General features: G+C 54.5%; 21 protein-coding genes. 6 read left to right on the top strand and 15 right to left on the bottom strand.

What is annotated here, in order from left to right; translation table 11 throughout:
- Positions 1–23: 23 nt before the first annotated feature.
- From E2F51_RS11560 to proS, 4 genes are all read left to right on the top strand, one after another.
- Entirely contained in the window at positions 24–839 is an 816-nt protein-coding gene (locus E2F51_RS11560; protein WP_134823512.1) for a MetQ/NlpA family lipoprotein, read from the top strand.
- 146 nt (positions 840–985) lie between these two features.
- Positions 986–1,390, top strand: coding sequence for an Rcs stress response system protein RcsF (rcsF, locus tag E2F51_RS11555; RefSeq protein ID WP_013200869.1), 405 nt, complete (start codon positions 986–988; stop codon positions 1,388–1,390).
- Complete coding sequence (gene tsaA, locus E2F51_RS11550) at positions 1,387–2,094, top strand: tRNA (N6-threonylcarbamoyladenosine(37)-N6)-methyltransferase TrmO (protein ID WP_134823511.1); 708 nt, start codon at positions 1,387–1,389, stop codon at positions 2,092–2,094. The genes rcsF and tsaA overlap by 4 nt, the downstream gene beginning before the upstream one ends.
- Before the next feature lie 110 nt (positions 2,095–2,204).
- The gene (proS, locus tag E2F51_RS11545; protein ID WP_013200867.1) at positions 2,205–3,923 is read left to right on the top strand and encodes a proline--tRNA ligase; all 1,719 of its coding nucleotides are present in this window, start codon (positions 2,205–2,207) and stop codon (positions 3,921–3,923) included.
- Between the two features lie 100 nt (positions 3,924–4,023).
- Here the strand turns inward: proS and arfB are convergent, their stop codons facing one another.
- Positions 4,024–4,443 carry an alternative ribosome rescue aminoacyl-tRNA hydrolase ArfB gene (arfB, locus tag E2F51_RS11540; RefSeq protein WP_105760833.1) on the bottom strand — a complete coding sequence of 140 codons (420 nt, stop codon included), beginning with the start codon at positions 4,441–4,443 and terminating at the stop codon, positions 4,024–4,026.
- The gene (locus E2F51_RS11535) at positions 4,440–4,994 is read right to left on the bottom strand and encodes a YaeQ family protein (protein ID WP_013200865.1); all 555 of its coding nucleotides are present in this window, start codon (positions 4,992–4,994) and stop codon (positions 4,440–4,442) included. Before E2F51_RS11535 ends, arfB begins: the two co-directional genes overlap by 4 nt.
- A 132-nt stretch (positions 4,995–5,126) precedes the next feature.
- On the opposite strand from E2F51_RS11535, the gene E2F51_RS11530 reads away from it, so the two are divergent.
- The gene (locus tag E2F51_RS11530) at positions 5,127–5,327 is read left to right on the top strand and encodes a YaeP family protein (protein ID WP_071822098.1); all 201 of its coding nucleotides are present in this window, start codon (positions 5,127–5,129) and stop codon (positions 5,325–5,327) included.
- On the top strand, positions 5,314–5,577 hold the full coding sequence (gene rof, locus E2F51_RS11525; protein ID WP_013200864.1) for a Rho-binding antiterminator: 264 nt from the start codon (positions 5,314–5,316) through the stop codon (positions 5,575–5,577). Before E2F51_RS11530 ends, rof begins: the two co-directional genes overlap by 14 nt.
- A 39-nt stretch (positions 5,578–5,616) precedes the next feature.
- On the opposite strand, the gene tilS is transcribed toward rof, so the two are convergent.
- The 13 genes from tilS to rseP form a co-directional block, all read right to left on the bottom strand.
- Positions 5,617–6,918 (bottom strand): tRNA lysidine(34) synthetase TilS, encoded by a 1,302-nt coding sequence (tilS, locus tag E2F51_RS11520; protein WP_134823510.1) that lies wholly within the window; start codon positions 6,916–6,918, stop codon positions 5,617–5,619.
- Between the two features lie 62 nt (positions 6,919–6,980).
- Entirely contained in the window at positions 6,981–7,370 is a 390-nt protein-coding gene (locus tag E2F51_RS11515; protein ID WP_013200862.1) for a VOC family protein, read from the bottom strand.
- Between the two features lie 76 nt (positions 7,371–7,446).
- On the bottom strand, positions 7,447–9,594 hold the full coding sequence (locus E2F51_RS11510) for a lysine decarboxylase LdcC (RefSeq protein ID WP_134823509.1): 2,148 nt from the start codon (positions 9,592–9,594) through the stop codon (positions 7,447–7,449).
- Positions 9,595–9,710: 116 nt separating this feature from the next.
- On the bottom strand, positions 9,711–10,670 hold the full coding sequence (gene accA / locus E2F51_RS11505) for an acetyl-CoA carboxylase carboxyl transferase subunit alpha (protein ID WP_013200860.1): 960 nt from the start codon (positions 10,668–10,670) through the stop codon (positions 9,711–9,713).
- A 12-nt stretch (positions 10,671–10,682) separates the two neighbouring features.
- On the bottom strand, positions 10,683–14,165 hold the full coding sequence (gene dnaE, locus E2F51_RS11500) for a DNA polymerase III subunit alpha (protein WP_134823508.1): 3,483 nt from the start codon (positions 14,163–14,165) through the stop codon (positions 10,683–10,685).
- 32 nt (positions 14,166–14,197) lie between these two features.
- Entirely contained in the window at positions 14,198–14,821 is a 624-nt protein-coding gene (rnhB, locus tag E2F51_RS11495) for a ribonuclease HII (RefSeq protein WP_053140127.1), read from the bottom strand.
- Positions 14,818–15,963, bottom strand: a complete 1,146-nt coding sequence (gene lpxB / locus E2F51_RS11490; RefSeq protein ID WP_134823507.1) for a lipid-A-disaccharide synthase — start codon at positions 15,961–15,963, stop codon at positions 14,818–14,820. Before lpxB ends, rnhB begins: the two co-directional genes overlap by 4 nt.
- A 3-nt stretch (positions 15,964–15,966) precedes the next feature.
- Entirely contained in the window at positions 15,967–16,755 is a 789-nt protein-coding gene (gene lpxA / locus E2F51_RS11485) for an acyl-ACP--UDP-N-acetylglucosamine O-acyltransferase (RefSeq protein WP_013200856.1), read from the bottom strand.
- A 3-nt stretch (positions 16,756–16,758) separates the two neighbouring features.
- Positions 16,759–17,214 (bottom strand): 3-hydroxyacyl-ACP dehydratase FabZ, encoded by a 456-nt coding sequence (fabZ, locus tag E2F51_RS11480; protein ID WP_013200855.1) that lies wholly within the window; start codon positions 17,212–17,214, stop codon positions 16,759–16,761.
- A 162-nt stretch (positions 17,215–17,376) separates the two neighbouring features.
- Positions 17,377–18,399 carry a UDP-3-O-(3-hydroxymyristoyl)glucosamine N-acyltransferase gene (lpxD, locus tag E2F51_RS11475; protein WP_134823506.1) on the bottom strand — a complete coding sequence of 341 codons (1,023 nt, stop codon included), beginning with the start codon at positions 18,397–18,399 and terminating at the stop codon, positions 17,377–17,379.
- 3 nt (positions 18,400–18,402) lie between these two features.
- The gene (gene skp / locus E2F51_RS11470) at positions 18,403–18,900 is read right to left on the bottom strand and encodes a molecular chaperone Skp (RefSeq protein ID WP_013200853.1); all 498 of its coding nucleotides are present in this window, start codon (positions 18,898–18,900) and stop codon (positions 18,403–18,405) included.
- A 120-nt stretch (positions 18,901–19,020) separates the two neighbouring features.
- Positions 19,021–21,423: an outer membrane protein assembly factor BamA gene (bamA, locus tag E2F51_RS11465; protein WP_013200852.1), complete on the bottom strand. Its 2,403-nt coding sequence runs from the start codon at positions 21,421–21,423 to the stop codon at positions 19,021–19,023.
- A gap of 55 nt (positions 21,424–21,478) precedes the next feature.
- The gene (rseP, locus tag E2F51_RS11460; protein WP_013200851.1) at positions 21,479–22,828 is read right to left on the bottom strand and encodes a sigma E protease regulator RseP; all 1,350 of its coding nucleotides are present in this window, start codon (positions 22,826–22,828) and stop codon (positions 21,479–21,481) included.
- Positions 22,829–22,832 lie beyond the last annotated feature (4 nt).

Below are 22,832 nucleotides of genomic sequence, written 5' to 3'. Positions count from 1 at the left end.
TGTTCTTAGATTAAGGAAGGGATATGTCTTTTAACTTTAAAACATTTGCCGCTGTGGGCGCGCTGATTGGTACATTGGCGCTGGTTGGTTGCGATCAGAAAGCGAAAGATCCAAACCACATTAAGGTCGGCGTGATTGTTGGTGCAGAACAGCAGGTTGCTGAAGTGGCCAAGCAGGTCGCGAAAGATAAATACGGCCTGGATGTTGAGCTGGTGACCTTTAACGATTACGTGCTGCCGAACGAAGCGCTGAGCAAAGGCGACATTGATGTTAACGCCTTCCAGCACAAACCTTACCTGGATCAGCAGATCAAGGATCGTGGTTACAAGCTGACGCCGGTTGGCAACACCTTCGTTTACCCAATCGCGGGCTACTCCAAGAAGATCAAATCTCTGGATGAGCTGCAGAACGGTGCGCAGGTTGCTATCCCTAACGAACCAACCAACCTGGGCCGTTCACTGCTGCTGCTGCAGAAAGTGGGCCTGATCAAACTGAAAGAAGGCACCGGCTTGCTGCCAACCTCTCTGGATGTGGTTGAGAATCCTAAGAACATCAAACTGGTTGAACTGGAAGCTCCACAGCTGCCACGTTCACTGGACGATCAGCAGATCGCGCTGGCGGTGATTAACACCACTTACGCCAGCCAGATCAACCTGACCCCGGAAAAAGACGGCATCTTCGTAGAAGATAAAGACTCTCCTTACGTGAACATGATTGTGGCGCGTGAAGATAATAAAGACGCAGAAAACGTGAAGAAATTCGTTCAGGCTTACCAGTCTGACGAAGTGAGCGCTGCGGCTAACAAGATTTTCAATGGTGGTGCAGTCAAAGGCTGGTAAGCCGGGCGGTGGCGGAGATCGCCGCCGATCCAGCGTGACTCAGTACAAAGCGGGCTTTTGCCCGCTTTTTGCCTTTTTAAGCGCTTGTTATTTCCCTGAAGGCTTGTTTCAATAACGCCACTTTTACCGAACCTGAGGATAATCCCATGCGTGTTTTACCGCTCTGTTTGTTAGCCCTTTCGCTGACAGGGTGTTCGTTGATGCATAAACCTTATAAGCCCGTCGAACCCTTTAAGCAGACTACGCAGACTCAGCCTGAACGCAGCAAACCGCAAACGCGGCCCGCGCCGGTAAAACTCTATACCAATGCCAGCGACCTGGTGAGTAAACCATTCCGCGATCTTGGTGAAGTTTATGGCGATGATTGTCAGGCAACGATGCAAAGCTCGCCACCGAACCTCAACACCGCGCGCAAAAGAATGCAGATCCGTGCTTCTGCGATGAAAGCCAATGCGGTGCTGGTCCATCAGTGTGAAATCGTCAGCAATGCACCAGGCTGCTACCGCCAGGCCGTTTGCCAGGGTTCAGCGTTGAAAGTCTCCAATCAATGAGTGCATTTTCCTTCCAGCAAATCGCAACGGTTCATTCCCCCTGGAAGGAGAAGTTTGCCGTTCCCCGCCAGCCCGGCCTGATTGAGGATGGCGGCGGAGAACTTCATCTGCACGCGCCTTATAATCAGCCCGAAGCCGTGCGCGGCCTGGAAGCCTTCAGCCATCTGTGGCTGCTGTTTGTCTTTCATCAGACGATGGAAGGCGGCTGGCGACCGACGGTTCGCCCTCCCCGGCTTGGCGGGAATGCGCGTATGGGAGTCTTTGCGACCCGTTCCACCTTCCGGCCCAATCCCATCGGCATGTCGCTGGTTGAGTTAAAAGGCATTCGTACCGATAAAGGCCAGGTGATTCTCGAACTGGGCAGTCTGGATCTGGTTGATGGTACGCCCGTCGTCGATATCAAACCCTACCTGCCTTTTGCCGAGTCGATTCCTGAGGCCCAGGCCGGATTTGCGCAAATGGCCCCTGAAGCCGCCATGTCAGTGACCTTTTCGCCGCTGGCGCAGCAACAGCTTGCTTTACACCGCGCGCAATATCCTCATCTCGAACGCTTTATTCAGCAGGTTCTGGCGCAGGATCCGCGTCCGGCTTACCGTAAAGGCGAAGAGCCCGAACGTGAATACGCGGCCTGGCTGCTGGATTTCAACGTTCGCTGGTGCGTAAACGCAGCGGGAACCGTGGTGATTGCGCTCGATCCTCGTTAATTTATTCCCCTGCATCTTTTGAGTCATCGGCCACGCTGGTACACTAGCCGCCAGAATTTTTTTGGCTCTGCTTACTTCGAATAGCTTTCCGCTTAATGGAATCGTAACTCATGCGTACTACTCAATATCTGCTCTCCACCTTAAAGGAGACGCCAGCCGACGCCGAAGTGATCAGCCACCAGCTGATGCTGCGTGCCGGGATGATCCGCAAACTGGCCTCAGGTTTATACACCTGGCTGCCAACCGGTCTGCGCGTACTGAAAAAAGTTGAAAACATCGTGCGTGAAGAGATGAACAACGCCGGTGCGATTGAGATCTCCATGCCGGTCGTTCAGCCCGCTGATTTATGGCAGGAGAGTGGACGCTGGGAGCAATATGGTCCTGAGCTGCTGCGCTTTGTCGATCGTGGCGATCGTCCGTTCGTTCTCGGTCCAACGCATGAAGAAGTGGTCACCGATCTGATCCGTAACGAGCTGAGCTCTTACAAGCAGCTGCCGCTGAACGTGTTCCAGATCCAGACCAAATTCCGTGACGAAGTTCGCCCACGTTTTGGCGTGATGCGCTCCCGTGAGTTCATCATGAAAGATGCATACTCTTTCCACGCGTCACAGGAGTCGTTGCAGGCCACCTACGATGATATGTACCGCGCCTACAGCCAGAGCTTCAAGCGTATGGGTCTGGACTTCCGTGCCGTGCAGGCGGACACCGGTTCTATCGGCGGCAGCGCTTCGCATGAATTCCAGGTGCTGGCGCAGAGCGGTGAAGATGATGTGATCTTCTCGACCGAATCTGACTATGCGGCCAACATTGAGTTTGCCGAAGCCGTGGCGCCAGCGGGCGGCCGTGCTGATGCTAAACAAGCGATGCAGGAAATCGACACGCCAAACGCGAAAACCATCGCCGAGCTGGTTGAGCAGTTCAACCTGCCGGTCGAGAAAACCGTGAAAACGCTGATGGTGAAAGCGACCAAAGAGAGTGGCCATACGCTGGTTGCTCTGCTGGTTCGTGGCGACCACGCGCTGAACGAAATCAAAGCTGAGAAGCTGGATATCATTGACGCGCCGCTGACTTTCGCCACCGAAGAAGAGATCCGTGCGCTGGTTGGTGCCGGTCCGGGTTCACTGGGTCCTGTTGGTCTGAACATGCCCATCATCATTGACCGCACGGTCGCCGTGATGAGTGACTTCTCTGCCGGTGCCAACGTTGATGGTAAGCACTTTACCGGCATCAACTGGCAGCGCGATCTGCCACTGCCACGTGTAGAAGACATCCGCAACGTGGTGGAAGGCGATGCCAGCCCGGACGGGAAAGGTACGCTGCAGATCAAACGCGGCATTGAAGTGGGCCATATCTTCCAGCTGGGAACCAAGTACTCGGAAGCGATGAAGGCCTCAGTGCAGGGTGAAGATGGACGCAATCAGATCCTGACCATGGGCTGCTACGGCATTGGTATTACCCGTATTGTGGCGGCATCCATTGAGCAGAACCACGATGAACGCGGCATTATCTGGCCTGCAGCGCTGGCACCTTTCCAGGTCGCCATCCTGCCGATGAACATGCACAAATCCTTCCGGGTGAAAGAGCTGGCAGAAGAGCTGTATGCTCAGTTACGCGCGAAAGGCATCGACGTGATTCTGGACGATCGTAAAGAGCGTCCTGGCGTGATGTTTGCGGATATGGAGCTGATTGGTGTGCCACATACGATCGTGATCGGCGACCGTAACCTCGACAGCGAAGAAGTTGAGTACAAATCCCGCCGTGAAGGCGAGAAGCGGATGATCAAAACCGGCGAAATCCTTGATTTCCTGGTCAGCGAGATCAACGGCTAGTAAGACCGCGGGCCGGATAATCCCTTATCCGGCCCGCAATGCGTTTCACCTTAATTCCTGCCACATCGTTGCCTTGTGCAACGCGCGTTCAAAACCAGGCTTACTCTGCTCCACGCATTTTTCCACGCAGCGATTTGGTGGTCGCCTTACGCGACTTGCCTTCCAGCCGGCGTTTCTTCGATGCCAGCGTAGGCCGCGTCGCTCGCCGGGTCTTTTCGACCACCGTCAGCTCCTGAATCAAATTCTCCAGTCGCTTCAGCGCCGCTTCGCGGTTCATTTCCTGGCTGCGGTATTCCTGCGCCTTGATGATCACTACGCCTTCCGGGGTAATCAGATGGTGGCTGACCGCCATCAGTCGCTCCTTATAAAACTCAGGCAGGCTTGAGGCACGGATATCAAAACGCAGATGGATCGCCGTCGAACTTTTATTGACGTTTTGTCCGCCGTTTCCCTGAGCCCTGATCGCCGTTAGTTCCAGCTCACTGTCAGGGATGGTGACGTTGCGTGACAGAATAATCATGCGCGTTTGCCGTTAACCAACCAGTCAGTGAAGCGCAGCTCCAGGTGGTTTTGGTCGTCAGAAAGCCAGATCGTGCCGTCCTGAATCGTTGCCTGCAGCGTCATCGAGCGTGATGCCAATTTGATCAACGCACTCAGCTGCTCATCGTCGATAAAACGAATGGTCAGATTATCCTGCTGTGCCAGTTTGCTCTGGTTTTGTTGCCACCAGATCTGTGCTGCACGTCCGTTATAGGTATACAACACCACGCTGGCAGAGCGATTACAGGCTCTTTTCACCCTTCTCTCTTCCGGCAGGCCCAGATCAACCCACAGCTCAATGCCGTTGTGGTCGTTCATCAGCCAGATTTCTGGCTCATCTTCCGCGCTCAGACCGCGGGTAAAGACCAGACGTTCGTGCGCGTTCACCAGCCAGGCAAGCAGCCGCAGCATCAAACGCTCTTCGGTTTCCGAAGGATGACGAGCCAGCGTGAGGTTGCTGTCGATAAAAACATTTCTGTCCATATCCGCAACGTTGACCGTTGCTTTATAAATGGTCGCTTTAAGTGCCATGGGGTTCCTTATCGTTATTGGTTGCTATTGTAACCCGTTGACACAGCAAATCACTCGCCGGTGGGCTGATTTCACGCAAAAGCCTGTGTTATAGTCGTGAAATAGCCAGAGAAAACTCTGAGTGAGGTGCAAATGCAAAAGTATTGTGAATTAGTTCGCCGCAAGTATGCCCAGATAGGCAGCGGCGATCTGGGATACGTGCCAGACGCATTAGGTTGCGTACTGAAAGCACTTGACGAGGTAGCGGCAAATACTGAGCTACACTCTTCCATCAGGGAACAGGCAGCTTTTGCTGCTGCAAACTTATTGGTGAGCGATTATGTTGACGAATGAAGCCTACAAACCGATAAACTGCGACGATTACGACAACCTTGAACTCGCCTGCCAGAACAGCTGGACGCTGGCGCTGGAAATGAAAGATGGTGAAAAGCTGAAGGCGAAAGCCACAGATATGGTGTCACGAAAGAATGTGGAATATCTGGCTATCGATCTTTCTGGTGAAGTCCGCGAGCTGCGACTGGATCATATTTCCAGCTTCAGTCATCCCGATCTGGGCACCGTAGTGGTCAGCGAATCTGATTAAACCGCCGGGCGGGATTGCTCCCGCCCATGTTCCTCAGTATCACGCCTGTTTTATCCAGCTCACCTGCCAGTAACCGTCCTCATCAGGCTTACCTTCCCGCGTGACAAACACCCCAACCGCTGCAATCAGCGTTTCGCCATAAAACAGCAGTGGCGTGCGATCGCGTTGCCAGGGTGGAATGCCCTTTTCCTGCCAGATTTTTTTCAGCGCGCGGCTGCCGGCCCGATCGGTAAGATGGAATTTCCCCTGCGCCTGAAAACGTACGCTGACGATCTCCTCCGGCAAAGCTGGCCGGATCTTTATGCCGGCATCATCGCGCAGCAGGTGTCCCAGCCCGTCCGGCAAGCGGAGAGAGGCATCGCCTGCAGGCCAGCGGAGAACCAAATCGGTGACCGGCTCGGTCAGCGCCAACCAGTAAAGCCGATCGCGATATCGCCTGACGTCAAACCGACCCAGCCGCAAACGCGGTTCGGCATCTTCACGGCTACACGCCACTTCCTGCCACAGCCGCTGCAACGACGCCTTCGATGGCATCAGTCCGCCCTGTGAGGCAATCCAGCGACGCAGCAGCGCCGCCCGCCTGACATCGCTCATGGCCAGCAACGGTGCCCATGCCAGACCACCCGCCGCATCCACCAGCGAGCCCAATGATTCAGCCAGCAGCTCATCCAGCAGTTGCTCCTGCTCACCACAAAGCGTCGCGCTGCGGGCAACTGACTGAGCAAAATGGGGCCAGCGGGACGTCAGCTCGGGGATCACCTTCTGCCGCAGAAAGTTACGGTCAAAACGGGTGTCCTGATTGCTGTCATCCTCAATCCAGCTTAACGCATGCTCCGCTGCCCAGGCTTCGAGCTGTCCCCGGGTTTGTAAGAGCAGAGGACGAAGCAGCGTATGCGTGCCCAACAGCGACTGAACCGGCATGCCTGCCAGCCCGGCGGGCCCACTGCCGCGCTTTAACGCCAACAGGAAGGTTTCGCACTGATCGTCCAGATGCTGGGCGGTGAGCAGGCATTCGGCAGGTCGAAGATTGTCAGCAAACGCCTGATAGCGCGCATCTCTGGCAGCCGCTTCCACCCCTTTTTCACGGCTATCCAGCGTGACGTACACCACCTCCAGCTCGACCTGCCATCGCTGGCACAGCTGCTGACAATGCTCCACCCAGCCATCGGCCAGCGGATTCAAACCATGATGAATATGGATAGCCCGCAGGTGCAGATCGCCCCGCTGTGCACGCAGGGTAACCAGCTGATGCAGCAGAACCGTTGAATCCAGCCCACCGCTGAAGCCCACCAGCAGATGCTGATGTCCGGCGAGGTGCTGAGCAAGTGCATGCAGTGCCATGAGCATTCCGTTACGGGAAGTGATAACCCGGCCAGAGCTGGCCGGGTTTGAATGGCGCTATATTACGCCTGATACAGCTCCAGCGGCAAACCATCCGGATCGTTGAAGAAGGTAAAGCGCTTATCGGTGATCGGATCGATACGGATGTCTTCGCAAATTACGCCCTTTGATTCCAGATGCGCTTTGGCGGCATCAATATCGTCAACGCTGAAGGCCAGATGGCGCAGGCCACAGGATTCAGGTTGAGTAGGCCGCGAAGGCGGGAAAGGGAAAGAGAACAGTTCAATGGTGTACTGACCGTTGAGCGCCAGATCCCCTTTCCAGGAGTCGCGTGCTTCGCGGTACACTTCGCCGATTAAGGTAAACCCCAGAATGTCGCAATAAAAGTCCTTACTGACCTGATACCGGCTGGCAATAATGGCGATATGGTGCACCTGCTTAATACCTAACATAATAACTCCTTAATAATGGCTTCTATCCCTTACTGTACGCAGGCCTTCAACGACCGACAATGGCACTAATCTGGAATTAATCGACCGGGTTTTTTAATACCCGCACCAGATACTGCCCTTCCTCCGTCAGCTTCGCGCCGTGAATGTCCGTTTCGAATCCCGGGTAATGTTTGCCGATGGTGCAGAGCATCAGCAGGAAGTCGAGCACCGCACGGCTTTGCTCGGTGATCATTTCACCCGGCATCACCACGGGAACGCCCGGCGGATAAGGCAGGATCATATTGGCCGAAACGCGCCCAACCATCTGCGAAATATCGACCGTCTCAACATTGCCCTTCACCTGCTGCTGGAACATCTGATGCGGCGTCATTTTCATTTCTGGCAAGGTGGCGAAGGCTTGCAGCATCAACCGTGGCAGATCGTGTTCGCGGATCAGCCGGTGGATCCCCTGCGCCAGATCCTGAATGCGCATATTGCGGTAGAAATCAGGATCCTCCGCGTAGAGATCCGGCAGCATGTTTTTGACCCGCAGATTCAGATCGTAAGCACGTTTAAACTCGGTCAGGCCACGTAGCACGCTCATCGCTTTGGTCTTGTCGATGCCAATACTGAACAGGAACAGCAGATTATAGGGCCCGGTTTTTTCGACCACTACGCCGCGCTCATCGAGGAATTTAGCCACCAGCGCCGCCGGGATCCCTTCCTCCGCCATCACGCCCAGTTCGCTCATCCCCGGCGTCAGGATGGTGACTTTGATCGGATCGAGGTACATATGATCCGCATCCGCCTCTTTGAAGCCGTGCCAGTCCTCTTCGCCTGGCTGGATTGGCCAGCATTCTGGTTCATCAACCCCTTCCGGCTGCCAGATATCGAAGAACCAGCCTTCTGACTCTTCGCGCAGTCGCTGGACTTCCCGGCGGAAGTGCAGCGCACGCTCAACAGAACGGTTAATCAGCCGTTTACCCGGATTGCCACGCAGCATTGCCGCCGCCGTCTCGATGGACGCGACGATCGAATAGTTCGGCGAAGTGGTGGTGTGCATCATATAGGCTTCATTAAAGGTTTCTTCGTCGTAATCGCCTTTAATGTGGATCAGTGAAGCCTGCGAGAACGCCGCCAGCAGCTTATGCGTCGACTGCGTCTCGTAGATCACTTTTCCCGGCGTACGATCGCCGCTCATCCCGCTCAGCCCTTGATAGATCGGATGGAAATTGGTGTAAGGCACCCAGGCAGAATCAAAGTGGATCGACGGCACGTCCAGCGTCTCTTTGATGTACTGGGTGTTGTACAGCAGCCCGTCATAGGTTGAGTTGGTGATCACCGCATGCACCGGCCAGGTGGCGCGTTCAGTCTGCGCCACTTTCAGCGCAATACTCTCTTTGGTGAATTCGCGTTTGGGAATCCCGCCCAGAATGCCGAGCGCATTTCGGGTTGGCTTCAGCCAGATGGGAATGATATCGCTCATCATCAACAGGTGAGTCAGCGATTTGTGGCAGTTACGGTCGATTAATACCGTGCTCCCTGCGGCGGCGGCATACATGCCGACGATCTTATTTGAGGTCGAGGTGCCATTGGTCACCATGTAGCTCTGTTCAGCACCAAAGGTGCGCGCGACATACTCTTCCGCTTCCAGATGCGGACCGGTGTGGTCCAGCAGCGATCCCAGCTCAGTCACCGAAATAGAGATATCGGCCTTCAACGTATTGGCACCAAAGAAATCATAGAACAGCGTACCGACCGGACTCTTCTGGAAAGCGGTGCCAGCCATATGTCCAGGCGTGCAGAAGGTGTATTTGCCCTCTTTGACATAGTTGAACAGCGCCTTGGTCAGCGGTGGCGTAATCGTATCGATGTATTCATTGGTGTACTGGCGGATACGCTGGGCAATCTCTTCGGAAACGCCGAGGCCGTATTCAAAGAACCACATCGCCATGCGCATCTCGTTGATGCTGACGTCCATGCTGGAGTGGGTGTTGATAAAGGCGTAAAGCGGAAGGTATTCGTTCAGCAGCTGGATTTCGCTGCACAGATCCTGGCTGTATTCATCCCAGTCAAAGATGACGCCGCAGATCCGGGGATTGTGTTCAATCAGCTTGAGCAGGTCGTTCGCATCTTTCGGGTAGATAGTCTGGAATCCCTGGGCGTTGAGCGCCCCGTCCAGCTCACGGATGGGTTCATCTTTATAGAATGCGTTATGCGGTCCCATGATCGCGATGATATTCAATGCGTACCTCCTGGTATTGTGCAGCAGGGGTAAGCATAGCGAAGATGGCGGGCAGAAGGGAAAAAATTGGGGAATGAACCACCCACAACATGACGTTGTGAGTGGATCATGAACTGTCAGGCGTAGCCGTAGTTCATCAAACGCTGGTAACGACGGTCCAGCAGTTCTTCAGTACTCAGCACGTCCAGATCGGCCAGGTCGGCCAGCAGCTGGGCTTTCAGTGTGGCACCAATCACCAGCGGCTCGCGATGCGCTCCGCCTAATGGCTCTGGGATCACCGTGTCGATCAGCTTCAGTTCTTTCAGACGCGAAGCAATAATGCCCATCGCTTCTGCGGCCAGCGGCGCTTTATCAGCGCTTTTCCACAGAATTGAGGCACAGCCTTCCGGTGAAATCACCGAATAGGTGCTGTACTGCAGCATGTTTACTTTGTCGCCAACGCCGATAGCCAGCGCGCCACCGGAACCACCCTCACCAATAACGGTACAGATGACCGGCACTTTCAGACCGGACATCTCACGCAGGTTGCGTGCAATGGCTTCGGACTGACCGCGCTCTTCTGCGCCAACACCCGGATACGCACCCGGGGTGTCGATAAAGGTGATGATCGGCATTTTGAAGCGCTCGGCCATCTCCATCAGACGCAGTGCTTTACGGTAGCCTTCTGGTGCAGGCATACCGAAGTTACGACGGATCTTCTCTTTGGTTTCGCGGCCTTTCTGATGACCAATGATCATCACCGGGCGACCATCCAGACGAGCGATGCCGCCAACAATGGCTTTATCATCCGCATAGGCGCGATCGCCTGCCAGCTCGTCAAAGTCAGTAAACACGTTGCGGACATAGTCCAGCGTGTAAGGACGCAAAGGGTGACGCGCTAATTTCGCGATCTGCCATGCGCCCAAATCGGAGAAGATCTTACGGGTCAGCTCGACGCTTTTCTCACGCAGACGCTGAACTTCTTCATCCAGATTAATATCCAGTTTTTCATCCTGACGGCCAACCGATTTGAGCGAATCAATCTTCGCTTCAAGTTCTGCGATTGGCTGTTCGAAATCCAGGTAATTAAGACTCATAATATTCCTGTTTTAGTCAAACTCCAGTTCCACCTGCTCCGACCCTATCAGCGACCGCAATTCGTTGAGTAAACGATCGCTGGGCGACACACGCCAGGCTGCGCCAAAGCGCAACTTCGCCCGTGCATCCTCTCTCTGATAGTAGAGATGTACCGGAATGGTCCCCGAACGATGGGGTTCCAGGGATTGACGGAGACGGTTCAAAAGCTGGTCATCAATTTGCCTGTCCGTCAGCGAGATAGCAAGCCCACGAGCATATTTTTCACGGGCTTCATCAATGTCCATCACATCGCGGGCGGTCATTTTAAGCCCCCCGCTGAAGTCATCGAAGCTGACCTGTCCGCTGACGATCAGGATACGGTCTTTTTCCAACAAATGCTGGAACTTCTCTAACGCATCTGTGAATAACATCACTTCCAGACGACCAGAACGGTCGTCCAGCGTGCAGATGCCAATCCGGTTACCGCGTTTTGTTACCATTACGCGGGCCGCCACCACCAGACCAACTGCCATGGTCATTTTGCCACGATCGGTCGGATGCATGTCTTTCAGGCGCATTCCCCCCACGTAGCGCTCAATCTCTTTCAGATACTGATTGATCGGGTGCCCGGTGAGGTAAAGCCCCAGGGTTTCTCTTTCGCCATCCAGCTGGACCTGTTCAGGCCAGCGCTTGATGTCCGCATAGGATTTTTCGATGTGTGCCGGCTCTTCCGCCAGCACGCCGAACATATCGGCCTGGCCGATCGCTTCCGCTTTCGCATGCTGATCGGCGGCTTTCAACGCTTCTGGCAGCGCGCTCATCAGGGCGGCACGGTGCGGCCCCAGACGGTCAAACGCGCCGGACATCACCAGCTTTTCCAGCACGCGGCGGTTAAGCTTTTTGGTGTCGGTACGGGCACACAGGTCGAACAGCTCGCGGAAGTAGCCGCCTTCATTACGCGCTTCGATGATCGCTTCAATCGGGCCTTCGCCCACGCCTTTAATGGCGCCGATGCCGTAAACAATTTCGCCGTCATCGTTGACGTGGAACTGATACTGACCGGAGTTGATATCCGGTGGTAACACCTTCAGCCCCATGCGCCAGCATTCATCAACCAGACCGACCACCTTCTCGGTGTTATCCATATCGGCGGTCATTACCGCGGCCATAAATTCGGCCGGGTAGTGCGCTTTCAGCCACAGCGTCTGATAAGAGACCAGCGCATAGGCGGCGGAGTGGGATTTGTTAAAACCATAACCGGCAAATTTCTCTACCAGGTCAAAGATTTTAACCGCCAGCTCACCTTCAATACCCCGTGACTTGGCGCCATCTTCAAAGCCACCGCGCTGTTTGGCCATCTCGACCGGGTTCTTTTTACCCATCGCACGACGCAACATGTCCGCGCCGCCCAGGCTGTAACCTGCCAGCACCTGAGCAATCTGCATGACCTGTTCCTGGTACAGAATGATGCCATAGGTTGGCTCCAGTACCGGCTTCAGGGATTCATGCTGCCACTGGATATCCGGGTAGGAGATCGCTTCACGGCCGTGCTTACGGTCGATAAAGTTATCTACCATGCCTGACTGCAGCGGACCCGGACGGAACAGCGCCACCAGGGCGATCATATCTTCAAAGCTGTCGGGCTTCAGACGTTTGATCAGATCTTTCATGCCGCGCGATTCAAGCTGGAACACCGCGGTGGTTTCAGATCGCTGCAGCATATCAAAGCTTTTTTTATCGTCCAGCGGGATCGCGGCGATATCGATTGGCGGTTCGCCCTGCTTCTTGCGCCGGGCGTTGATCATCGCCAGTGCCCAGTCGATGATGGTCAATGTGCGCAGACCGAGGAAGTCGAACTTCACCAGCCCGGCATATTCCACATCGTTCTTATCAAACTGGGTTACCGGGAAGTTGCCGTTTTCATCGCAATACAGCGGCGCAAAATCGGTGATTTGCGTCGGTGCGATCACCACACCACCGGCGTGCTTACCGGCGTTACGCGTGACGCCTTCCAGCTTGCGCGCCATATCGATCAGCGCTTTAACTTCTTCGTCAGCTTCGTAGATTTCTGGCAGCTGCGGCTCGGCCGCAAAGGCTTTTTCCAGCGTCATGCCGGGCTCTGGCGGGATCAGCTTGGAAATACGATCGACGAAGCCATACGGATGCCCCAGCACGCGCCCAACGTCACGCACCACGGCTTTCGCCGCCATGGTACCGAAGGTGATGATCTGAGATACCGCTTTACGGCCATACATCTCGGCCACGTGCTCAATCACCAGATCGCGTTTTTCCATGCAGAAGTCGACGTCGAAGTCGGGCATCGATACACGTTCCGGGTTCAGGAAACGTTCGAACAGCAGGTCAAACTCAAGCGGATCGAGGTCGGTAATTTTCAGCGCATAGGCCACCAGCGATCCGGCACCGGAACCACGACCTGGCCCTACCGGCACGTCGTTATCCTTCGACCACTGGATAAACTCCATCACGATCAGGAAGTAGCCCGGGAAGCCCATCTGGTTGATCACGTTCAGCTCGATTTCGAGGCGTTCGTCATATTCAGGCCGTTTTTCTGCCCGCACTGCGGCGTCCGGGAACAGGAATTCCAGACGCTCTTCCAGCCCTTCCCGGGATTTCATCACCAGGAAGTCTTCGGTGGTCATTTCGCCCGTCGGGAACTGTGGCAGGAAGTACTCACCCAGGCGGATGGTGACGTTACAACGCTTAGCAATTTCTACGCTGTTAGCCAGCGCTTCGGGGATGTCCGAGAACAGCTCGCACATCTCCTCTTCGGTTCGCAGATATTGCTGAGGGCTGTAGTTTTTCGGTCTTTTGGGATCGTCGAGGGGGAAACCATCGTGGATCGCCACGCGGATTTCATGCGCATCAAAATCGCCGGCTTCCAGGAAGCACACTTCGTTGGTGGCGACCACGGGAATACTGTTGGCAATGGCCAGCTCGACGGCAGCATGAACCCAGGTCTCTTCATCCTGGCGTCCGGTGCGGATCAGCTCAAGATAGTAGCGCTCAGGGAAGTATTGCTGATAGAACGCCAGGCACTCGGCAACCTGGGCATGGTTACCGCGCAGCAGCATCTGGCCAACGTCGCCACGACGCCCGCCGGAAAGCAGGATCAACCCTTCGCCCAGCTCGATCAACCAGTCACGATCGATGATCGGACCGGCGGCACCATAACCACGCTGGTATGCTTTTGAGATCAACAGGGTGAGGTTCTGATAACCGGTGTTGTTCGCTGCGAGGATCGTCAGCTGACCCAGATCGTCGCCCATCGCGTCACTGCTGACCTTAAAGTCCGCACCGATGATCGGCTTAACGCCCTGACCGTGGGCACCGCCGTAGAATTTCACCAGGCCGCACAGGTTGAGGTAGTCGGTGATCCCAATGGCCGGCATGCCCAGAGAGGCAGCTTTTTTCACCAACGGGCCCGTCTTGGCTAATCCATCAACCATGGAATAGTCACTGTGAACGCGTAAATGAATAAAACGAGGTTCGGCCATCTTGGATCCCACTTAAGGCTGAGGGGTGAAAATTACAGGGTCTGTCCGGCTGAAGCCGCAACGTCGGCATCCAGTATCGCATTACGCACCGGTGCAAAACTGCGACGGTGATGCGGTGTTACGCCATGCTGCGCCAGTTTTTCCATATGCAGTGCGGTCGGGTAGCCTTTATGCTGAGCAAAACCATACTGCGGGAACAACACATCCAGCTCGCTCATTTCCCGGTCACGCGTGACCTTGGCAATAATAGACGCCGCGCTGATTTCACGCACCAGGCTGTCGCCCTTTACCACCGCCAGAGAAGGCATCGCCAGCGCCGGGCAACGGTTTCCGTCAATCAACACAAAGTCTGGACTGATATGCAGTCCGGCAACAGCACGCTGCATCGCCAGCATGGTGGCATGCAGGATATTCAGCCGATCGATCTCTTCCGGCTCAGCCCGACCTAAACTCCAGCTTAACGCCTTCTCGACTATCTCATCGTACAACGCCAGGCGGCGTTTTTCAGACAGCTTTTTGGAATCGGCCAGACCCACTATCGGACGGGCTGGATCGAGAATAACCGCCGCGGTCACCACAGCGCCGACTAACGGGCCACGCCCTACTTCGTCCACGCCGGCAATGCAGGTCGCGTCAGGATAGATAAAGTCGCTCATGGACAGAGTTCCAGTACGGCAGCCGCGGCCTGCTCATCGGCATTCCAGCGGATTTGATGATGAAGTTCGGTAAAGGTTGCCAGCAACTGATCGCGGGTGTCGCCTTCTGCCAGTAAAGGTTCCAGCGCGGCAGCCAGCAGATCGGGCTGACACTCTTCCTGCAGCAGCTCTTTCACCAGTTCACGGCCCGCCAGCAGGTTAGGTAACGACACGTAATCCGTTTTCACCAACCGCTTGGCCAGCCAGAAGGTGAAGGGCTTCATGCGGTAACCGACCACCATCGGGCATTTAGCCAGCATACACTCCAGTGCTGCGGTACCGGACGCCAGCAATGCCGCATCGCTGGCAACCATTGCCTGACGCCCTTTGCCATCCAGCAAATGCATTTTCAGGTCTGGCGCCACTTCGGCTTTAATTCGTTCGAACTGTTCACGGCGGCGCGGGTTAACCAGCGGCACCACGATTTCCAGCTCTGGCCATTTCTGGCGCAACAACATCGCCGTTCTCAGGAAGTCAGCGCTGAGCATCTCAACTTCCGCATTGCGGCTGCCTGGCAGCAAGGCCAGGCACGGCGTTCCCTCTGCAATCCCCAGCTCCAGACGCGCAGCGCGTTTGTCTGGCTGGATCGGCATCGCATCAGCCATGGTATGGCCGATAAAGCGGCAGGGAACATTGAAACGATCGTAGAACGCTTTTTCAAACGGCAAAAAGGCCAATACCAGATCGGTAGAGCGGCCAATTTTGAACACGCGTTTCTGACGCCAGGCCCAGACAGACGGGCTGACGTAATGAATCGTGCGAATACCGTTCTGCTTAAGACGCCCTTCAAGCGTAATGTTGAAGTCAGGCGCATCAATACCGACGAAGACATCGGGCTGCAGTGCAGTGAAGCGTTTGGTCAGATCGCGACGGATTTTCAGCAGGCGAGGCAGACGTTCAAGCACCTCAACAATCCCCATCACCGCCAGCTCTTCCATCTCGTACCAGGCTTCACAACCCTCGGCCTGCATCAGCGGTCCGGCAACGCCGACAAAGCGGGTTTCCGGGTGCTTTTCCTTCAGCGCGCGGATAAGACCGGCACCAAGAATATCGCCGGAGGTTTCTCCGGCGACAAGGGCAATCGTTAAAGGATGCTTTGGCATGAGTTAACGAATCAAACCCCGCGTAGAGCGAGCGAAGAAATCGTAGAACGGCTGCACTTCTGGATGCTTGCTGGCAATCTCAGCGATTTCTGGCTTCGCTTCTTCCAGCGTTTTATTGCTGCGGTAAAGGATCTTGTACGCATTGCGGATCGCGTGTAAGGCCTCTTTACTGAAGCCACGACGCTGTAGCCCTACCAGATTGATACCAAACGGCGTGGCATGGTTACCCTGGGCAATGACGAATGGCGGAACATCCTGGACGACGCCAGAACAGCCGCCAATCATCACGTGCGCGCCGATAACGCAGAATTGATGAATCGCTGTCATCCCACCAATAATGGCAAAGTCATCCACAACCACATGGCCACCCAGCGTTGCATTGTTGGCGAGGATACAACGATCGCCAATAATGCAGTCATGAGCGATGTGCGCGTTAACCATAAACAGGTTATCGCTGCCCACTTTGGTCAGGCCGTCAGCCTGAGAAGTGCCACGGTGAATTGTGACGCTCTCACGGATGCTGTTACGGTCGCCCACTTCCACTCGGGTTGGCTCGCCAGCGTACTTCAGATCCTGGTTAGCTTCACCGATGGTGGTGAACTGATAAATGGTATTGTCTTTGCCAATACGGGTGTGACCATTGACCACCACATGAGATTTGAGGACAGTGCCTTCACCAATCTCAACATTCGCCCCAATAAAACAGAATGGGCCGATATGGACGCGAGCGCCAATGACGGCGCCCTCTTCAATGACGGAACTTGGATGGATTACAGCAGTTTCATCAATCACGAATTATCCCTCCCGGCTGCGGGCACACATCATCGTTGCTTCACAGACAATTTTACCGTCTACGGTTGCCACGCCTTTAAAGCGCGTCAGACCACGGCGGGTTTTCTCGAAGGTGACTTCCATGATCATCTGATCGCCAGGCACGACAGGGCGCTTGAAGCGCGCGTCATCAATCCCTGCGAAGTAGTACAGCTCGCCAGGTTCCAGTTTGCCCACGCTTTTAAACGCCAGAATACCGGTTGCCTGAGCCATAGCTTCTAAAATCAGCACGCCTGGGAAAATCGGCTTACCAGGGAAATGGCCCTGGAAAAACGGTTCGTTGACCGAGACATTCTTCACTGCGCGCAGGAACTTGTGCTCTTCGAACTCAAGGACGCGGTCTACCAATAAAAACGGGTAGCGGTGAGGCAGCAGTTCAATAATCTCTTCAATCTTCAGAGTATGAGTTTCAGTAGTCAAAATACTCTTCCTGTCCTAAAAAATTCTGATGGCATCAATAACACGGCCTGCAAAGATCATCCGCAGGCCGCAAATCAGGTTCTGTGCGCCGGGCTTCCTTGCTTAGCATTCTAATTCTACCCTGTGGGGTAATGTCAGCTGGTCAAGGTGCTGGGAAGGCGTTTAGTCTTTGTCGACTTTACGCTCGATGGCTTTTAAGCGTTTGCTTATTTCATCGATATTCATCACCAGCGCTGCCGTTTTGCGCCAGGTTTTGTTGGGTTGCAGTGGAATCCCGGAGGAGTATACCCCAGGTTGGGTGATTGGTCGCATGACCATTCCCATTCCGGTGACCGTAACTTTGTCACAAATTTCCATGTGACCGTTAATTACGCTTGCACCACCAATCATGCAATAGCGGCCGATTTTCAGGCTGCCTGCCATGATGACGCCACCCGCAACCGCGGTATTGTCGCCAATCACAACGTTATGTGCAATCTGGCACTGGTTATCAATGATAACACCATTCCCGATCTGAGTGTTATCCAACGCGCCGCGATCGATGGTGGTACAGGCACCAATCTCAACACGATCGCCGATAATCACCGTTCCGAGCTGCGGGATTTTCACCCAATTGCCACGATCGTTAGCGTAACCAAAACCATCCGCACCGATAACGGTGCCAGACTGGATCAGGCAACGCTCGCCGATCTGAATTTCATGATAAATAGAGACGTTGGCCCACAAACGGGTTCCGGCGCCAATGCGGGTATTTTTCCCGACGAAACAACCGGCACCAATAACCACGTTATCGCCCAGCTCAACGCCAGATTCGATAACGGCATTTGCGCCAATAGAGACATATTGACCCAGCTTAGCGCTGGCATCGATCACCGCGCTCGGCGCGATGTCTTTGGCAGGCTGCGGCGTGCTGTCCAGAATCTGAGCCATGCGGGCATAAGTCAGATAAGGATCTTTCACCACCAGAGCGGCGCCTTGAACGCAGTCCAGATCCGCTTCCGTCAGCACCACGGCGGAGGCCTTACAGGTGACGAGCTGCTCGCGGTAACGGCTGTTAGAGAGAAAAGTGATTTGACCGGATTGGGCGGATTGCATAGAAGCAATGCCGGAGATGACGAGTTCGCCATCTCCGTGCAAATCTGCATCCAACTGCTGGGCTAAATCAGCCAGTCGAATTGAAGACATCGATTATTTAACCTGTTTCAGAACATCAGCAGTGATGTCTTTAGATTTAGCTGCATACGCAACAGCGTTAGCATCAACAACGACGTCGTAACCTTCATCATCAGCAACTTTCTGCACAGCATCCTGAATACGGCTCAGGATTTTGTTACGTTCTTCTGCCTGGCGACGACGGTTATCCTGCTCGAAAGCCTGAGCTTTAGTTGAGAAGGCTTCACGCTGAGCCATAACGTCTTTTTCCATACGGCTGCGATCGCTAGCCTTCATGGTAGAGCCGTCACGCTGCAACTTCTGCATTTTAGTCTGCAGATCGCGTTCCATACCCTGCAGCTCAGTTGCACGGCCTTTGAACTCGTTTTCAAGCTGTTTCGCAACTGTCGCACGCGCCGGTAACTGTTGGAAAATGCTGGAAACGTTCACCACTGCAATTTTATCTGCAGCCTGGGCACCAGCGGAAACCGCCAGAGCGATAGAGAGGCCTGCGGCACACAACAACTTTTTCACTATAAACTCCTTACCATCAACGTTTGTGTCTTCGACACATGTGTTGCGCGTTAAGGCAACCACGCAGGTTGCCATTAAACGTCGCGATACTCACTTACACGCTTCCGTGCGAAACCGCCGTTACCAGGTTTTACCAATGTTAAACTGGAACTGCTCGGCCTTATCTCCATCATACTTTTTGAACGGCTGGGCGTAAGAGAACACCAGTGGACCCAGTGGAGACATCCACTGCAGTGCCAGACCCGCCGACATACGGATGTTGCCCGGATCGCTGTAATCAGGAATACCCGCGGCACGTGTTTCGGCCGTGTTTTCCCAATTGGTATCCCACACTGTACCGGCATCGACAAACAGCGATGTACGGACAGAGTTGGCATACTTCTCGCTCAGGAACGGTGTTGGGGTAATCAACTCCGCGCTGGCCGTAGCCAATGCGTTACCACCAACCGCATCGCTGGAATCACACAGCGTGCCCGTAGAACATGTATCCGAACCATTATTGTAGTAGGCCGCTTTAGGACCGATGGTATTAGAACGGAAACCACGCACGGTGCTGGAACCACCGGCATAGAAGTTCTCGTAGAACGGCAGTTCTTTGCCGCTCAGACCATCGCCATAACCGACTTTACCGCGACCCAACAGAACCCAGGTGCGATCCTGATTCAGCGGAACATACTGCTGAGTATCCAGCGTCGCTTTGTAGAAGGCGTTATCCGATCCCGGGATCGTCACTTTACCGTTCAGGTTGGTACGGTTACCGGACGTTGGGAAGAACCCACGGTCCAGGTTGTTGTATGTCCAACCATAGTTGAAGGTGAAGTCATCTGCTGCATAATCTGCATCTTCCGACAGGCTAGGATCCTGACCGACCGAACGCAGATAACGGAACATTGATACCTGAGGCTGCATGTTGGACAGGTCGTTGTGCACGTAACCCAGACCGACACGCAAGGTGTTATTTTCGTTAACCGGGAAGCCCAGCGTACCGTCTAAACCATAGCTCTTGTTGGTATAGTCAGACAGGTCAGCATCATCCGCTTTAAAGTCGTTATAGAACACACGACCGCCCAGGCTGACACCGTCGACCGTGAAGTACGGGTCGGTCAGTGAGAATTCAGCATAGGTCTGATAATCGTTTTTGGTGCCGCTGATACCGACGGTATTACCCGTACCTAACCAGTTTTCCTGCGTCACGCCAACCTGGAAGCTGACGCCACTCTCGGTGCCGTAACCGACGCCGAAGTTGAAGGTACCGGTGTTACGTTCTTTCACCTTGTACACCACGTCAACCTGGTCTGGTGAGCCTGGCACGCGCTGCGTGTCGGTATCAACCGTCTCAAAGTAACCGGTACGGTTCAGACGCTCTTTCCCCTGCTCAACCAGGTCACTGCCCAGCCATGCACCTTCCATCTGGCGCATTTCGCGACGCAGAACGGAATCTTTAGAGGTGTCGTTACCTTCAAAGCGCACTTTACGCACGGAGTAACGGTTGCCCGCATCGACGTTGACGTGCAGCTTCACGGTTTTATCCGCATCATTGATTTCTGGCTGCGTCGATACGCGTGGATACGCGTAACCATAACGGCCCAGCATCTTCTTGATGTCATCTTCCATTTTGGTCACTTTGGCGCCGTTATACAGCTCGCCTGGCTTGACCTTCGACAGCTGCTCAACTTCAGCTGAATGGCCGGCCATGCTGCCGTTAACCACTACGCCAGAAAGCTTGTACTGATCGCCTTCGGTGATGTTGATGGTGATGTAGATGCCTTTTTTGTCCGGCGTCAGGCTGACCTGAGTCGAATCAATGTTGAAACGGGCATAACCACGATCGAGGTAGAAGCTGCGCAGGGTTTCAAGGTCACCCGCCAGTTTCTGCTTCTGGTATTTGCGATCGCCAACGACGTTCCACCATGGCACTTCATCACGCAGTGAGAAGCGGGAGATCAGTTCATCAGACGAGAAGGCTTTGTTGCCGACCACGTTGATTTGCTGGATCTTGGCAGAAACACCTTCGGTAAAGACCAGTTTCAGATCGACACGGTTACGCGGCAGCGGTGTGACCACAGCTTTTACGCTGGCGCTGTACTTACCGACGCTGTAGTAGAAGTCTTCAAGCCCTTTCTCAATGGATGAGATGGTGGTGCGGTCAAGGGCTTCACCCACGCGCACGCCAGAGGCTTCAAGGTTCTGCTTCAACATGTCATCTTTCACCGCTTTGTTACCGGAGAAGGTGATGCTGGCAATCGTTGGGCGTTCTTTCACCTGGACGATCAGCGTAGTGCCGTCGCGCAGGACCTGTACGTCTTCGAAGTTCCCGGTCGCGAAGAGAGCACGGATAGTATTACTGATATCATCATCGGAGACGGTGTCTCCCACGCGGACAGGCATACTCAGCAATGCCGCGCCGACGGCGACTCGCTGCAGGCCTTCGAAATGAATATCCTTCACTACGAAGCCGTCTGCCGCGTATACGGTAGCGCTGCTAAACAGCAGCGACGCTATGAGCAACTTTTTCATCGCCATCGTTGTTATGCATTCTTCCTAACTGGTTCTCACGGGTAGTTTGCCTGTTGGCAGACTAAAGACGTGAGAAATCATTGAATAGTGCAAGCCCCATTAACAGCACCAGCAAAATAGAGCCAATGCGATAACTGAAGTCCTGAACTCGCTCAGACACCGGCCCACCTTTGATCTTTTCGATCGCCAGGAACAGCAAATGTCCACCATCTAATACCGGCAACGGGAACAGATTGATAATCCCGAGGTTCACGCTGATCAAAGCCAGGAACATCAGGTAGTAGATCAAACCATATTCCGCCGACATCCCAGCACCCTGGGCGATAGAAATCGGCCCGCTGAGATTGTTCAACTTCACTTCGCCGACAATCAGTTTGCCCAGCATATTGACCGTCAGTTTCATCAGCTGCCAGGTTTTGGCGCTAGCCTCACCGATCGCTGCAAACGGACCATACTGGCGTACCGTTTTAAATTCATCCGGCAGAGGAACAATGCGCGGGATCACCCCGGCAAACCCTTCTGCTTTACTGCCTGGCTTCACGTCTGGCGTCAGTGTCACTGTGACTGGACTGCCCTGTCGCTCAATGTCTACCGCCAACGCTTTACCCGGATTATCGCGAACCAGAGTGACAAAACGCTGCCACTGGTCCACCGGCTGACCATCGACTTTAACGATCCTGTCGCCCGCTTGCAAACCCGCCTTACTTGCCGCCGAGTTCGCCTGGACTTCTGCCAGCACCGTTTCGATCTGTGGTCCACGCGGCTTAATGCCGAGTGAAACAACAGGATCCTGCTTATCCGGTTCGAACTGCCAGTTGCGCAGATCGAGCCGCTTGTCACTGACCTGAGAAGAGCCAAATGGCGCCACGCTTAACGTGGTTTGCTGGTCGCCAATTTTCGACACCAGCGCCATACGCACAGCATCCCAGTCAGGCGTTTCGATACCGTCAACGGCTTTAAGTTCCATCCCAGGCGTAATTTGAGCCTCAGCAGCCTGCGAACCGCTCACTATTTCGCCAACAACCGGGCGAACACCAGGCACACCGATGATAAACACCAGCCAGTAAGCGAAAATGGCAAAGATGAAATTGGCGATGGGACCGGCACTAATAATCGCCGCGCGTTGCAGCACGGTTTTATTATTAAACGCCTGGTTACGCAGCTCAGGCGGCACGCTTTCAACACGCTCATCGAGCATCTTGACGTAACCACCCAAGGGGATCAGAGCAATGACGTATTCCGTTCCCTGTTTATCGGTCCGGCGCCACAGCGCTTTACCGAAACCAACAGAGAAGCGTTCAACCTTGACTCCACAACGACGGGCCACCCAGAAGTGGCCAAACTCGTGCACGGTGATCAATACGCCGAGGGCAACGATAAATGCCCCAAGGCTCCAGAGAATGCTTAGCATAGGG

Origin of the sequence: Erwinia sp. QL-Z3 (assembly GCF_004551645.1) — a bacterium.
GTDB lineage: Bacteria > Pseudomonadota > Gammaproteobacteria > Enterobacterales > Enterobacteriaceae > Erwinia > Erwinia billingiae.
The sequence above is the reverse complement of the archived record's forward strand: the minus strand, read 5'-3'. Positions and strand labels throughout refer to the sequence as shown.

What these genes read in the sequence shown, in the direction of transcription:
- E2F51_RS11560 (WP_134823512.1), top strand. Translation starts at nt 24, where the DNA reads ATGTCTTTTAACTTTAAAACATTTGCCGCTGTGGGCGCGCTGATTGGT.
- rcsF (WP_013200869.1), top strand. Translation starts at nt 986, where the DNA reads ATGCGTGTTTTACCGCTCTGTTTGTTAGCCCTTTCGCTGACAGGGTGT.
- tsaA (WP_134823511.1), top strand. Translation starts at nt 1,387, where the DNA reads ATGAGTGCATTTTCCTTCCAGCAAATCGCAACGGTTCATTCCCCCTGG.
- proS (WP_013200867.1), top strand. Translation starts at nt 2,205, where the DNA reads ATGCGTACTACTCAATATCTGCTCTCCACCTTAAAGGAGACGCCAGCC.
- arfB (WP_105760833.1), bottom strand. Translation starts at nt 4,443, where the DNA reads ATGATTATTCTGTCACGCAACGTCACCATCCCTGACAGTGAGCTGGAA.
- E2F51_RS11535 (WP_013200865.1), bottom strand. Translation starts at nt 4,994, where the DNA reads ATGGCACTTAAAGCGACCATTTATAAAGCAACGGTCAACGTTGCGGAT.
- E2F51_RS11530 (WP_071822098.1), top strand. Translation starts at nt 5,127, where the DNA reads ATGCAAAAGTATTGTGAATTAGTTCGCCGCAAGTATGCCCAGATAGGC.
- rof (WP_013200864.1), top strand. Translation starts at nt 5,314, where the DNA reads ATGTTGACGAATGAAGCCTACAAACCGATAAACTGCGACGATTACGAC.
- tilS (WP_134823510.1), bottom strand. Translation starts at nt 6,918, where the DNA reads ATGGCACTGCATGCACTTGCTCAGCACCTCGCCGGACATCAGCATCTG.
- E2F51_RS11515 (WP_013200862.1), bottom strand. Translation starts at nt 7,370, where the DNA reads ATGTTAGGTATTAAGCAGGTGCACCATATCGCCATTATTGCCAGCCGG.
- accA (WP_013200860.1), bottom strand. Translation starts at nt 10,670, where the DNA reads ATGAGTCTTAATTACCTGGATTTCGAACAGCCAATCGCAGAACTTGAA.
- dnaE (WP_134823508.1), bottom strand. Translation starts at nt 14,165, where the DNA reads ATGGCCGAACCTCGTTTTATTCATTTACGCGTTCACAGTGACTATTCC.
- rnhB (WP_053140127.1), bottom strand. Translation starts at nt 14,821, where the DNA reads ATGAGCGACTTTATCTATCCTGACGCGACCTGCATTGCCGGCGTGGAC.
- lpxB (WP_134823507.1), bottom strand. Translation starts at nt 15,963, where the DNA reads ATGCCAAAGCATCCTTTAACGATTGCCCTTGTCGCCGGAGAAACCTCC.
- lpxD (WP_134823506.1), bottom strand. Translation starts at nt 18,399, where the DNA reads ATGTCTTCAATTCGACTGGCTGATTTAGCCCAGCAGTTGGATGCAGAT.
- bamA (WP_013200852.1), bottom strand. Translation starts at nt 21,423, where the DNA reads ATGGCGATGAAAAAGTTGCTCATAGCGTCGCTGCTGTTTAGCAGCGCT.
- rseP (WP_013200851.1), bottom strand. Translation starts at nt 22,828, where the DNA reads ATGCTAAGCATTCTCTGGAGCCTTGGGGCATTTATCGTTGCCCTCGGC.